The sequence below is a fragment of the Enterococcus sp. AZ009 genome (assembly GCF_050548785.1).
In the GTDB taxonomy this organism is placed as follows: domain Bacteria; phylum Bacillota; class Bacilli; order Lactobacillales; family Enterococcaceae; genus Enterococcus_D; species Enterococcus_D entomosocium.
Map to the genome: position 1 here is coordinate 809,840 of NZ_CP172960.1, position 13,420 is coordinate 823,259.

The window sequence follows — 13,420 nt, forward strand, 5'->3', positions numbered from 1 at the left end:
CAACCTCCCGTATACATTTTAACCAGATGTGTATGGGAGGTAGGTTTTATTTTTGACTATTTTTAACAGTTTTTGTTGAGAGTCTATCAATTCACAGCAATGAAAGGCAAAGAATTTTCTCAGCCACAGCTTTTCCTAAAATTTCCCCTCCAGTTTGAGAAAAATGCAGATGATCCCCCGAATCAAATGCAGAAGCTAATCTCGTTTTATCAGAAGGATCTCTTACCATATCATTGATATCGATCGTATTTGCTTGAGTCATTATCCATTGATTAAACGCAGTTCGGATAGCTTCTTTTTCCTCGGTCCAACTCGGCTTTCCTTGGTTGTAAGAATAGTTAAAAGGGGGAAGCGTGAGGGGAACAAACGGAATGTCTGCTTTTTTTGCCAGATTTATTAGAACTTTGTAGTGTTTGATCAACTCATCTTTGGTAGGTAATTCTGAAAGTGGAGAGCCCGTTCCTGGATGAAATAAGTCATTTAACCCAATCAATGAAACGATCAAATCTGGCTTTTGATCCACGACATCTGCTTGGAACCTGTCGATTCCTGCAACACCAAAGCTGTCTTTCCAACGAGAAATCCCTGAACCAGCATGTGTCAGACGATTGCCTGATATGCCAGCATTAAAGCTTGTTGCAATCAGACCACGTTTGTTTAGATTGTCGATGACACTATCACTAAAATATCCTTGATTCGTCAAAGAGTCGCCAAAAAAAGCAATGACTTTTGCATCAACTTTCGTTTCTAGAGCAACTGAAGTAATCCCAAAAATAAAGTTATTGGTTTCTCTTATATTCGAATGGACTACTTGATCAGATAGTAAGTTTGCCGAGGAAGATACTCGATTGATCTCGTTGGAGAATAATGCCTCTATCAGAATATCGGCTCCTTTGGTTACTGAAAAATCAATGTCATCTGTCCATAAAGTGGATCCAGCTGGGACAATGAATTGTGGTCGATTATCTAAGGTAATAACATTGGATTGTTGGTTTCCCGGATTACTACTGATTTTTATCGACTCTACGTTTAAATCAAAAGAATCATAGCGGTTACAAAGTTCGAGTGCTAATCGTTGTCCAGAAAGCGGCTGCTTGATTCTTAAACGTAATTTACGTCCATTAGGAGAAAAGTTTAGTACTTGGTAATTAGAAAATACTTGATGCCAAATTATTTTTTTCATCATATATCACCTTACAGTTCATCTGCAGCTTTCATTTTATCATTGAAACCAAAAAGCCAAGTCAAAAGAAAGGATAGCAAAAATGTTCCTATATGAGAGAGTAGATAAGCATAGAAGTTTTTATCGATCCCTGCAACCGGGTTGATAAAAGAGGCAAATCCTATAACACCACCTGCGAATCCATAGTTGACCAAGTGAAGGAAACCTGCTAGAGAACCACCAAAAATATTTGAAAGGGTCACGAGATAGAAGACTTTTTTGTATTTTAGTAGAATACCATAGATTGCAGGTTCGCCAACACCGCATATTTGTGAAAGAGTGGCAGCAAAGGCAACTTGTTTTAGTTGAGCTTTTTTTGTTTTCAATGCGATTGAGCACGTTGCACCCGCGATACCCATCATCAATACAGACGAGAAGGCATTCATCATACTAAATCCGTTAACAGTTAAATCGTTGACGATGATCGGAATCAATGGCCAATGCATGCCGAAGACCACTAAGACTGGAAAAAGTGCGCAATAGACTGCTCCGCCAATAATCGTGTTAAAGTCAAAAATGGTACTAATTCCGAATGCTAGCCCATCACTAATAATCGTTATGATTGGTCCGATGATAAGAAGAACGGCTAAGCTTAGTACCAGAACTTCAACGATTGGTGACACAATGGAAGAAATCACGAGAGGAACAATTTTCTTTAAAAACTTTTCAACATACGTTGCTAACCAAGCAGCGACCAGAATAGGGAAAACCGAAGCTGTATAATTCATAATGGGGAATTCTATGCCAAAAATAGCGACCTTCGCAGCTGTACTTGAAGCAATAGTGACTATATTTGGATGAATGAGTATCGCACCCACGACTGCCAGAACAATAGGATTCACCTTTAATTTTTGAGCTGCAGTAAAACCTAAGATGACAGGTAAAAAATAAAAAATGCCATCTGCAATCGTGCTAATCAATAGATAAGATTGCGAACTATCTTGTAATAAACCAAACGTCACCAACGAAGCTTGTAATCCTTTGATTATTCCAGCTCCTGCAAGAAGACCGATGACGGGCATCATTGAACCTGTAATTATGCCAATAAACTGATTGAAGCCATTTCGAAATAGCTGAAGAAAATCACTATTGGAATCATTTTCCACCACTCCCTCTGTAGAATCAAAGACTTGATCATTGTTTAACTGGCGCATTACTTCCTCGTAAATAGCATTTACTTTGTTTCCAACAACCACCTGATATTGTCCTTGAGCTTCTACTACGCCCATTACATCATCCAACTCTTTTATCTTAGTTGTATCGGCTTTCTCTTTGTCCACTAGATAGAAACGAACACGTGTAATGCAGTGGATCACATTTTTGATATTATTTTTTCCACCAACGTACTCAATCATGTACTCCGCTAACTGTTTGTCACTCATAATAAAACCTCCTCATTTCTTTTAACCGGTTACGCTCATTTTAAATTTGTTTAAACAAATAATCAAGCATTTGTTTAAACAAATTTAAGTTTTTTGTATAGGTAGAATGATATCATGTTATAATTAACTGAAAGAGTGAGGTGGAACTATGGTGAATAAGTTTCGGGATATATATGACACTTTGAAAAATGAAATTAATGAGGGACTCTATAACGATACAATGGTTTTACCGACCGAAATGGCGTTAATTGAGCGATTTGGTACTAGTAGAAATACAGTTCGCAGAGCGATTCAACTGCTTAATGAAGATGGATTGGTTTATAGTGTGAAAGGAAGAGGGGTAGTTATTCTTGAAAGAATCGAGATTGACAAGAAGTCTTTCAAGGTAGGAAATTTTCAAGGATTGAAGGCACTATCCGCAGATACTGAGGTCGAAAAAAAAACAATTGTGCAAGAATTTCACGAGTTGACTGTTGATGATTCATTAGCAAAAAAAATTTCATTTCCGGTTGGTGAAAGAGTATACCTTGTGAAACGATTACGCCTCATTGATGGGAAAGCGATGATGTCAGATACGAGTTATTTCAAAAAAAGTATCGTTAAGGGTCTTAATGAGAAAATCATAGCCGGATCAATCTACGACCATATCAAACAAAACTTAGATTTTAAAATCGCTGCATCAAAGTCTATAATGAAAGTTGAATCTGCAAAAGATTCTGACTTTAAAGAATTAGCTTTAGGAAAAAATAATTGTGTGGGAATATTGGAAAATGCGGTCTATAATGATATGGGAAAATTATTCGAATATACGACAATCAGGTATATTCCTAACGAATATGCACTCATTTCATTTGATCAAAATTAAAAACTGGTTTAGCTAAATAACATAAAAGATCATAGCAAAGGGATTTCTAGTACATTGTCTGTATACTTTTTTTCTATTGCACTTGTACAAATCAACTAGCTGTCATTTATTTCTAAGTTGATAAATGAATGTGAGTTATCTAAAACAAGACCGAATAAAAGCCAAAAGGTGGGAGAATACTATGAGAATTAGAGCTGCTGCATTGTCTGATCATAAAGAACTAGCTCATTTGTCGAAAGTACTAGGCTATCCAATCGAAGAAGAAGTATTGATCGAAGGCCTAAAGAGAATTTTAGCTGAGGAGGATCATCTCTTGCTGGTCGCTGAAATAGAGGGAAAAGCAGTTGGAATGATTGAAGCACAGCCATATTCAACAGTTTATTCTGCCGGGCGATTTTTTAATGTCCTAGGTTTGGTAGTGGATGATCAAGTGCAAAAGCAAGGCGTTGGCGGGAAACTACTGTCGGCAATTGAAGCAGAAGCCCGACAGCGAGGAATGCAAGGCATTCGATTAAATTCGAATGTCAAACGCCATGCTGCCCACAAGTTTTATGAAAACCATGGCTACCACAGCAGTCATGAACAGAAACGGTTTATCAAGGAATTATAAAAATGCAAAGACGCTGGAGGAGTGACAAACGACTCTTCAGCGTCTTTTTTGTATCCACGTTTTTATTTGTTCAATTTAAGACAGAAAATCTAGGTTCTAAGGGATCAATGCTAGCTGTAGCCTTCAGATACAAATGCATAGATCATGGAGGAACATTTCTTTAATCTTTTAGTGAAGAGGATAATTTTATTAACTGGTCCACGATTAAATAGATATCATTCTATTTCTATGACTTGAATAGTGGTAAGAAAATCACTCAATCGTTGAGGAAAATGGACGTACACTAGATAAACCCATTTAATTGCTACATTTTTATCCGTCTAATCATAGGAATGTATTAATGTTTGCTAAAGATCAATCAGATACTCAAACTTTTTTAGTTTTTGATAAGCTGATTTTCCTTTTCTTGAAAGTTTCACTTTGCTGAATTTAAATCGTCTTCGATTGGCTGATAGCAAGGATCGATGTAATCGAGTATTGATGATAGATTCAATTTCATTCTCTTCTTCTGTGGTTAATTTGATAGGGGAATACCCGCTTTTAATCAAAGAATATGAATATTCCAGACAGCTCATTTTATAAATAAAAGCAGTCAATTTTACTTTTTCGACCCTCATTTAATCACCCTTTCTTCTTAAAATATAGTAGTAAAGAAGATACAAAATTGCCATTCGATATTTACTTCGTGTTATGCAAATATTGAAAAAGAGATGAGTTTATGATGGAAGTTCCCTCTATTTATGGCCTGTTATTTTAGTAAGAAAGTTTTTTTTCTTATCTACTGATTTTTAATAACTAGAAGAAATACCCGGTAGTGATATGAATAGCCTAGCTATATCAAGGGAATGACATAGGAAAGCAACAACTTAAAAAAAGCAAGACCTAAAATTTTTAAAAGCTGCTTTTTTTGTTTTTTTTTTGCACGGTATTTTTGCGAATTTGGTGCCATTTTAAAAATGATTTTTACTATTTTTTTATTAAAAAACAATTGTTTTCTCTGGGGGGGACTTAGTATGCAAGAAATAATAAATGAATATACGGGTTATAAATAATTGTTATTTTTCTCAAAAATGCATGGCGCTATGAAAATTTCGATTTTGATTTTTTCTTACCCACTTGTAATCTATTAGATGCAAGAAGCAAACAGAACGCACCGTTTTTTTTCGAAAAGTTGAATCACTAATTTTAAAAGGTAGACTAAAAGATTTATTTTTCAAAAATATCTGTTAGAAGTGATTCAGCTTTTATAAAAGAAAAATACAATGAGTCATCTAAATTGATGGCTAATTTTCACTAAAGGAGGGTGGTGAATGAAATCAAAAATAGGTGAGGGAATGTTGGTCTTTTGCATAGTAGTTTTCATCCATTTTCCAACTATTGTTTATGGTACACAAACTCAAGAAGTGAAAACTGAAGGCATGATTAGTTTCACTGGTACATACGAACCCATTGGCGCGCCAGAGCCTAAGCCGCCAGTTCACGTTGTCAAGCCACCTTCAGATGGTAGTTCAAGTTTGGAAAAAACTTTTCCACAAACAAATATGATCACAAAAACTTGGTGGAAATCGATTGGATTAAGTTTACTTATCATTGTCGTTTGTTGGTGGGGGAAAGCATTGAAAAACATATATGAATTAAAAGAAAGTAGGAATGAAATATGAAATTTATTCGTTTAGCGTCAATTGCCGTATTATCTACCACTGTTTTAGCTGGAAGTGCGACCAAAGCTTATTCACAAGAGGTTCGAGATGTAACCTCGAATGGACAAGTTGAGTTTCGTCCGGCGGGTGAAGAGGATGGAGAGTTAGAGGTGGTGAATCCAGTACCAAATCCAGATGTGGAGATTGAACCCGAAATTCCTGGGACCACTGGAGAATTATCCATCATGAAAGTAGCAACGATGAATTTCGGTACACAAGTAATATCTAATCAAGATAGAGAATATAACATGGTTGCAGAAATGCAGCAAAAATCTGGAACAACGGGTGACGATAATAAAGTACCTTATGTCAGTTTTGCTCAGGTTCATGATCTACGAGGAACAAATGCCGGTTGGGATCTAGAAGTTAGTTTAAGTAATTTTGAGTCACAAACACAAAACAATATTTTGACGGGTGCTTGGATAGAGTTTGTTGGTTCTGAGATTAGGTACGAGGGAAGCAATAATTTAAATTCACCTAGCGCTCATGAAGATAATTTAGAACTACTCACAAACGGGGCTGCTCGTTCAGTGATGAGAGCGATAAAAGGTCAAGGCGCCGGGGTTTCTTCAGTTGTCTGGGGAAATCAAGAAGAACTGACAAATCAATTTTCCTCAGAAGATTTTGATTCTAAAAATGATGTTGTAGAAAATGGTGCCATCAAATTGCATGTTCCGGGTTCTACTGCTAAAGATGCGACCACGTATAAGGCAACACTGTTATGGGATTTGACAACGACTCCTAATGGCGATGTTGGTGATGAAGAAAATAATATTTAGTAAGAGCAGGCACCAGAAAACTTTATGAAAAATTCTCTACAGCGTTGCATGAATGTGTAGCGTTGTTTTTTTTAGAAAGGATGATTCATTTGAACCATACTCATATATCTACTTATTTACAGCATTTGTTCCTTAAATATAAGGTTTTTTTTCTTCTTTCGATTTTCTTGTTTCCAGCATTGGTCCAAGCCGAAGAAAGTAGCCTGAATTTTCATGTTGTACCGGAATTACCTGCTAGCCAAGTAGACAGTACAAATAGTTACTTTGATCTGAATCTAGCACCAGGTTCAAAAGAGAAATTGTCCTTAAAGCTTCATAACGGGAGTGAAGAAACCATTCAAGTGCGAATCACCCCTCATACTGCTTATACCAATGTGCATGGTTTCGTGGAGTATGGCAAAAAGGCAGAAGAACCGGACCCAACATTACTATATTCTCTTGACGAATTGATTGAATCACCAGATGTGGTCGAGCTCAGTGGAAATGAAACAAAAACAGTGAACTTATCACTTCAAATGCCAGACGCTTCCTTTGATGGATTTCTAGCAGGTGGGCTGCGTATTAGTGAAGTGAAGGAAGAGACAGAAGAAACGGTTAGTGAGCAAGAGGGGGTTGCAGTAAAAAATGAATTTGCTTATGTCATAGGAGTTGTGGTCAGCAATACTCGAGATTCTGTAGAACCAGATTTAGAACTCTTAGATGTTTTCCCAAATCAATTGAACTTTCGCAATGTAATTAGCGCGACGATTCAAAATGTGACGCCAACCTTTGTGAATCGACTAGCCATTAAAGCGAGTGTTCAGCGCGAAGGTGAAACAGAAATTCTTTATGAGGCAAGTGACGAGCAAATGCAGATGGCACCTAATTCCCACTTTCATTTTCCAATTCCTTTGGGAGGCGATCGTTTTGAAGCTGGCAATTATCTTTTGAAACTGACAGCAACTTCTAAAGGGGAGACGTGGTCCTGGGAACAAAAATTTACGATTGATTCTGAAAAAGCGCGAAGTTATAACCGTACAGATGTCACGATTGACGCAAGAACAAACTGGTGGATGATAGGATCACTTGTTTTATTTTTTGCGTTATTGGGGATGATCGTTTACGAACTCTATAAGAAAAAGCTTAAAAGAAAGTCAGGAGGTGTGAGATCGGATGAGTAAATTATTTAGGAAAGCGGTAATTTATATTATCGCTTTCAAAATGATTGCACAATCATTCTCTGTACCATTGAACATGGCTTTTGCAGAAACGCTTACTGATTTTGATGATGTATCTGAAACTAATGAATTTCCTTCTATCGTGGAGCAAACAGAAGCGGACGAATTAAAGGATGAAACCTTTCATTTTTCTGATACTTATCTTAAAGGAAAAGTATCAGAACCGATAATCGTAAAGATTTTTTCAAACAGTGAGTATCTATCTGTTCCTATTACTTTGCCAGAAGAGGCACAGATTGTTGAAGAAAAATTACCAGAGGGTATTTCTATAAAACAAGAAGCACAATTAGGTCGGTGGCTAATTGAATCCGTTCGTCCTCAAGATACATTTGACATTCCTTTGTTTTTCGAAGTTCCAGGGAAATATCAAGTATCTGTATTAGAAAAAATACTTGTTCTTGAAATAGAAGAAGAGCAACCTACAAATGAGGCTAGGGACACAGAGTCAGAGGAAAACAATGGTATTTTTCCTGATGAAGATGGAATTGCTGGACAAGAAAGTGTAGAAACGGGTATTGATTATGAAGCATACAGTGAACATCTTGAGTTATTCAATGAAGTTTTTGAAGGCACACCATTAAACGAGAACAGAAAAGTTATCGTAGATGTGAACAATCTGCAAGACTATTTTCATTTTATTGGCAACGCAAAGAATGACGGTTTTGGTCAAGTGACACTCACGGAAGAAGTAACCAATCAAGCCGGTGCCATAACTCTAAAAGAAAAAATGCTCTCTGGTTATCCTATGCGAGTCACTGGCTCGATTAATACTGGACGTCTCAGTAATACGGGTTTAGGTTCGAGTAGAGGTGGCGATGGGGTCGGCTTTGGTTTTCATGCGGATGACTTAGATGCTGTAGGTGAAACAGGTCAGGGGATGGGGCTTGCAGGATTGGCTTCTTCTTTTGGCTTTAAAATTGATACGTATAGAAACAGTAGCGCAACAGCTCTAACTGAAGCGGACCCCTCGTCAATAGATGGAACTTCAAACTCTGCATTTGGTGCATTTGTTTATACAGACTCAAACTCAGGCATCCTGCGAAACTATCAAGGGAATGAAGCGCCTCCTCGAGTCACAACAAATCCCAGTAATAACTCTTTTCGAAATTTCTCGTTAGTTTACAATCCCGGTGTCGACAACAAAATACTCAGTATTAGCTATGAAGGAAGAGTATGGCGAGTTGATGTTTCTCAGTGGATAGACACAGAAGACTTATCTTTTATCATTTCTGCTGCGACAGGTGGGTCAGTCAACCTCCATCAAATTCGTCTTGATCGCTTTGAGTATGTGGCAGCAGCTACGGAATATGATTTTATTGAAGGGGATCGGACCAATTTTTTGGACCATTTTCATTTGAGCGGTTCGGCAATTTATAATGACCAGACTGGAATCGTCACACTAACCGAGGATAGGAGCAATCAAAACGGTAGTATTTTACTTAAAGAAAAATTGAGTAATATCCATCCCTTTGAGTTTAAAGGCCGTGTCAATATTGGGAATGGAAACGGAGGACAAGGAGCATCGGGTAGTTCTTTGAGCGGAAGTGATGGCGGTGATGGAATAGGTTTTGGCTTCCATCAATCTGAACTTGATACGTTAGGTCAGTCTGGACAAGGGATGGGCATAGCAGGACTGCAAAACGCTTGGGGATTTAAATTAGATACTTATCACAATCGTGTGGATTCGGGATCTGCCACTGCAGATTTAGACGAGTTTCGATCCACTGGTGTTTGGCCTTTGGTTACCCACAATCCACATGGGTCATTCATCTATACCAGAGACGATGGAATGTTGACTAGCCATGTAAGTAACAATAACGATAGTTCAGCAGCAAAGGCGATCTTAAGGAATAATAATAATTTATTTAGAGAGTTTAAAATGACCTATAATCCCGGAGAGTATGATTCGATTTTGTCAATTGAGTATAATGGTCAGGTTTGGCACCATGATGTCAGTGAATGGCTATCTAGTGGAAATGTTACTGCTTTGTCTTTTATTATTTCAGCAGCAACAGGCGCTCAGAGTAATCTACAACAGATAGAGGTAGATTACTTTAAATATATTGTTGGAGAGGGATCGGTCAACGTTGAATACAAAGATATTGATACACAGGAGAATATTTTGTCTGGGGAATCCTTTACGGGCAAGTTGGGTGACTCCACTTTCATCGATCCTAAAAGTAAAGAAAGTGATGAACCATTTCTTAATGGCTATGATTTTGTAGGAATTAGTGAAGACTCCTCTTCGCTGATTGACGACAAAGGATATTACACATTTTCAGATGAAGAAAAGACAATTATTTATTACTTTACTAGAGCAAAAAATGAAGTCAAAGTGATGCACGTCGCCGAGCCAGGAACGATTGTTTTTAAAGAAGAAACCGTTGAAATTCCCGTGAATCAACACAAAGAATTTTCTGCAGAATATTTTGAAGGATATGAACTCTTATATATTCAAAATGATGAGGAAATCTTAGAAGATGTGCAATCTCTTACTTTAAAAATTCAAAGAGACTCTCCCAAATGGATCCGATTCGTTTATATAAAAGAAAATGATCGTGTTTCTCCGTTAGATCCACTAGCTCCAGATAAAGAAGTAAATCCTGAAAATCCCCCATCTCTGCCTGAAAACCAGGGATTGTTCAGTATTGATTTTGCATCCAATTTTTATTTTGGCTCCTTTGCAATTTCCGCACAAGACAAAAGATATTATGCTAAGCCACAAAGATTATTATCAGTTGATGGAATGTTCATTGAAGAGGAGATTCGACCAAATTACGTTCAAGTCAGCGATCGCCGTCCATCAAATACTCGTGGGGGATGGGAGCTCTCTGTGAGTCAAAACGAGCAATTCTATAGCGCTGAAACAGGATCGGAGTTAACAGGGGCAAGCTTTATATTCCAGAATCAACAATTAGTTTCAGTACAAGATGGCATCGAACCTGGCTTGCAGCAGACGACACCTATCACACTTATTCCTGGTGGAGCTAAACGCACGGTTTTAAAAGCTCAAGGAGCTGAAGGGACGGGAACATGGATTTATCGATTTGGTGATTTTGAAAGTGCTGGTCGAAGTGTGATTTTAGAGGTTCCTAAGGGTGCCAATCCTGATGCTGCAAGTTATAAAACGACATTAACCTGGGAGTTAAGTTCGGTACCATCTAATTGATTTCTCTCGTGAAAAAGTTTGTTTCTTTGGCTTATATAGGAAAATATCAAGTGAAAAGGTCTGCGATGGAGTTGATAGCTACTATCCATGCTACCGTTCGTTTAAGTTTGGACAAGTATTAAATCGAGAATCAGAATAGCCTATACGTGCATTTTGACAGATCATCTACACGTCATTCAATAATGATAAATCAATGATTCCTCCCTTTTTTATGGGCGCACATAAATTATTCTGACAGATATTAATAATAGGTGTCTTTCTTTGTTTAGTTGAAGGCTTACGATACTTTTCTGATCGCTTAACAGGTCTCTTTGTGGTGAAGTCTACAATCAAGGTATGTTTCTAAAATGATCAGTGTTGGATAGGGATCCATTGTTCAAGTGATAGAAATTTCTTAAAACATACCAGAGTTCCTAGGTTCTAAAAGAACTAAATGAATGCTAATAGAGCGAATGATACTTATGAACAAAGCGATACTAAAGCGAGTATTAGCAATCTATTTAAGTACTAGTTAGTAGATGGAAAGATAGAAAATGATTACAAATAAAGCGAGGAATATGATGCGTGAACTTCAAATTGCTTTTATTACAAGTCCTATGATCAGAAGATGGATGCGAATTTTAACTATTATAGAACAAGAAGAGACTTTTACAACTATTACGCTAGCTGATAAATTGGCAATCTCCCAACGTACACTAGTCAAAGATATTCATTTAATAAAAGAACACTTCGGTGATAGTGTTGCTATTTATTCAAATAATACTGGTTTTCGTTTTGCTGAAATCGATCGTCTAATGTACCAAGAGAAAAAAGAGGAACTTTTAGACCAAGATGCACTTTATGAAATATTGGAAAGAATTTTTTATGGTGATTTTGCTGACCTCGATGAACTCGCACATCAGTACAATTATGCAGAAACTACCCTAAGACGTTTTTTAAAAAAGACACAACCAACATTGGAAGAATACGATCTTAGCCTCAGCTTTAAACCTGTAAAATTTATTGGAGAGGAGTCAAACATAAGGAAATTTTTCTTTGATTTTTATTATGGAGGCGAACAAACTCCACAAACGGTTCGCCCCCCAGATGACCTGCATGCAATTATTCGAAAAGAACTTTCAGTAGAGTTGAAAACTTATAAAATAGGAACGGGAATTTCAATTGCTGCCTTCTATTCATTACTTTACTTGACTATGGTAAGAGTAAAACAAGAACAGTTGATTAAGGTTCCCGAATGGGCTAAGAGACTCGTTTATCAGGATGAGGATTACCAGTTATTTGAGTCACTGATCCCAATCATTGATAGAGAATACGGAATTCTCCTGCCGAAAGATGAGTTAGTCTGGCTCTATTTAATGATTGTATCAAAACGTACTACAAGTTGCTTGGAATACGAGCAGTGTTTTTTGCTGCGATTTGATCAATGGCCTCAAACTACTGCAATAGTCACTGATTACTTTTCAAATGAACTCTTTAGTCAATGGGATCGTCCTTTGTTAATAACCTTTACGAGGTCTTATTTCATTGCATGGCAATTAAGTAACGCTCTTTGGCCAATATGGAATAAACAGCAAATAGAAGTGAGACATATTGCCATGCAACAATCATCCTATGAAAAAAATGTAGCGTTCCTGAAAAAACATCAGGAGGAATTAAGATTATCTGCTACAGCACTTGAGGAATTAGCTGTTGGATTTACTTTATTTAGTGAACTTTTAATTCATTCTCATCAGCCTCGTCAAAATATTTTATTTTTATTGGAGGGCGATTCAATGGTGGTTCAAAGTATCCGTCTTCAAGCACAACGTTTGTTAGGCGAAAGCTATCAGCTAAATTTTTTATCCTTACCAGAGTTGACAGAGGAGCGCTTAAAATCTAATAAAACAGATTTAATAGTCACGAATTACCGACCATATATTTTTGATTATGAGTTGGAGAAAGATTATCTCCTTATTAATACAATTCCAAATCAGAAAGATTGGGATCAACTAATGCAGAGGTTAAATACTTTAGTGACAAGTTAACTTGATTAAAAAATACGTTTTGAAAATGAAGATAGATAATCTTATTAAAATACTTACTAGGGTTGATGATTTTACTTATTCAAAGATTAAGTACAAAAAGCAAAATTGTACACAAATCGAAAGATTGGAATTCATCATACTTTTTGTGTGCACTATGATTATTTTAAAACTCGTCATATTAAGGTATTGTGATGTTTCTATGGGGATTCACGAGGGAAATTAATGATGAGTCATGCTCATTAAATCTCATAATAATTACCGATTAATCGATGAGATGGTCAAAATGGAATTCGTTACTGGTAAAGTGAGAACATAAAAAATATTAGCTAGCGAGTAGCAGTTACGATTGCGTAGAAAAGGACGTGAGTTCTTTTCTACGTATTTTTTTGGTTTGCCTCATTGATTGAGTTGAAATATTTGGAGGGTTCATTTGTTATATATGGAAGGGATAT

Annotated in this window: 9 protein-coding genes; 7 read left to right on the forward strand and 2 right to left on the reverse strand. The window is 36.9% G+C overall.

The window, feature by feature from the left end; translation table 11 throughout:
- Positions 1-91: 91 nt before the first annotated feature.
- A complete protein-coding gene (locus IGJ74_RS03740) occupies positions 92-1,183 on the reverse strand; it encodes a GDSL-type esterase/lipase family protein (protein WP_225869260.1) in 1,092 nt (363 codons plus the stop codon).
- Between the two features lie 11 nt (positions 1,184-1,194).
- Positions 1,195-2,604 carry a PTS transporter subunit EIIC gene (locus IGJ74_RS03745; RefSeq protein ID WP_087665140.1) on the reverse strand — a complete coding sequence of 470 codons (1,410 nt, stop codon included), beginning with the start codon at positions 2,602-2,604 and terminating at the stop codon, positions 1,195-1,197.
- Positions 2,605-2,752: 148 nt separating this feature from the next.
- Between IGJ74_RS03745 and IGJ74_RS03750 the strand changes: the two genes are divergently transcribed.
- From IGJ74_RS03750 to IGJ74_RS03780, 7 genes are all read left to right on the forward strand, one after another.
- Positions 2,753-3,469 (forward strand): GntR family transcriptional regulator, encoded by a 717-nt coding sequence (locus IGJ74_RS03750; RefSeq protein WP_005237422.1) that lies wholly within the window; start codon positions 2,753-2,755, stop codon positions 3,467-3,469.
- A 181-nt stretch (positions 3,470-3,650) separates the two neighbouring features.
- Entirely contained in the window at positions 3,651-4,079 is a 429-nt protein-coding gene (locus IGJ74_RS03755; RefSeq protein WP_008377173.1) for a GNAT family N-acetyltransferase, read from the forward strand.
- A 1,310-nt stretch (positions 4,080-5,389) separates the two neighbouring features.
- Positions 5,390-5,740: a hypothetical protein gene (locus tag IGJ74_RS03760; RefSeq protein WP_087665141.1), complete on the forward strand. Its 351-nt coding sequence runs from the start codon at positions 5,390-5,392 to the stop codon at positions 5,738-5,740.
- On the forward strand, positions 5,737-6,558 hold the full coding sequence (locus tag IGJ74_RS03765; RefSeq protein ID WP_087665142.1) for a WxL domain-containing protein: 822 nt from the start codon (positions 5,737-5,739) through the stop codon (positions 6,556-6,558). Before IGJ74_RS03760 ends, IGJ74_RS03765 begins: the two co-directional genes overlap by 4 nt.
- A gap of 80 nt (positions 6,559-6,638) precedes the next feature.
- Positions 6,639-7,718 carry a DUF916 and DUF3324 domain-containing protein gene (locus IGJ74_RS03770; protein ID WP_087665195.1) on the forward strand — a complete coding sequence of 360 codons (1,080 nt, stop codon included), beginning with the start codon at positions 6,639-6,641 and terminating at the stop codon, positions 7,716-7,718.
- On the forward strand, positions 7,711-10,944 hold the full coding sequence (locus IGJ74_RS03775) for a lectin-like domain-containing protein (protein WP_087665143.1): 3,234 nt from the start codon (positions 7,711-7,713) through the stop codon (positions 10,942-10,944). The genes IGJ74_RS03770 and IGJ74_RS03775 overlap by 8 nt, the downstream gene beginning before the upstream one ends.
- Positions 10,945-11,477: 533 nt before the next feature.
- Complete coding sequence (locus tag IGJ74_RS03780; protein ID WP_016613053.1) at positions 11,478-12,968, forward strand: helix-turn-helix domain-containing protein; 1,491 nt, start codon at positions 11,478-11,480, stop codon at positions 12,966-12,968.
- Positions 12,969-13,420 lie beyond the last annotated feature (452 nt).

What these genes read in the sequence shown, in the direction of transcription:
- IGJ74_RS03740 (WP_225869260.1), bottom strand. Translation starts at nt 1,183, where the DNA reads ATGAAAAAAATAATTTGGCATCAAGTATTTTCTAATTACCAAGTACTA.
- IGJ74_RS03745 (WP_087665140.1), bottom strand. Translation starts at nt 2,604, where the DNA reads ATGAGTGACAAACAGTTAGCGGAGTACATGATTGAGTACGTTGGTGGA.
- IGJ74_RS03750 (WP_005237422.1), top strand. Translation starts at nt 2,753, where the DNA reads ATGGTGAATAAGTTTCGGGATATATATGACACTTTGAAAAATGAAATT.
- IGJ74_RS03755 (WP_008377173.1), top strand. Translation starts at nt 3,651, where the DNA reads ATGAGAATTAGAGCTGCTGCATTGTCTGATCATAAAGAACTAGCTCAT.
- IGJ74_RS03760 (WP_087665141.1), top strand. Translation starts at nt 5,390, where the DNA reads ATGAAATCAAAAATAGGTGAGGGAATGTTGGTCTTTTGCATAGTAGTT.
- IGJ74_RS03765 (WP_087665142.1), top strand. Translation starts at nt 5,737, where the DNA reads ATGAAATTTATTCGTTTAGCGTCAATTGCCGTATTATCTACCACTGTT.
- IGJ74_RS03770 (WP_087665195.1), top strand. Translation starts at nt 6,639, where the DNA reads ATGATTCATTTGAACCATACTCATATATCTACTTATTTACAGCATTTG.
- IGJ74_RS03775 (WP_087665143.1), top strand. Translation starts at nt 7,711, where the DNA reads ATGAGTAAATTATTTAGGAAAGCGGTAATTTATATTATCGCTTTCAAA.
- IGJ74_RS03780 (WP_016613053.1), top strand. Translation starts at nt 11,478, where the DNA reads ATGATTACAAATAAAGCGAGGAATATGATGCGTGAACTTCAAATTGCT.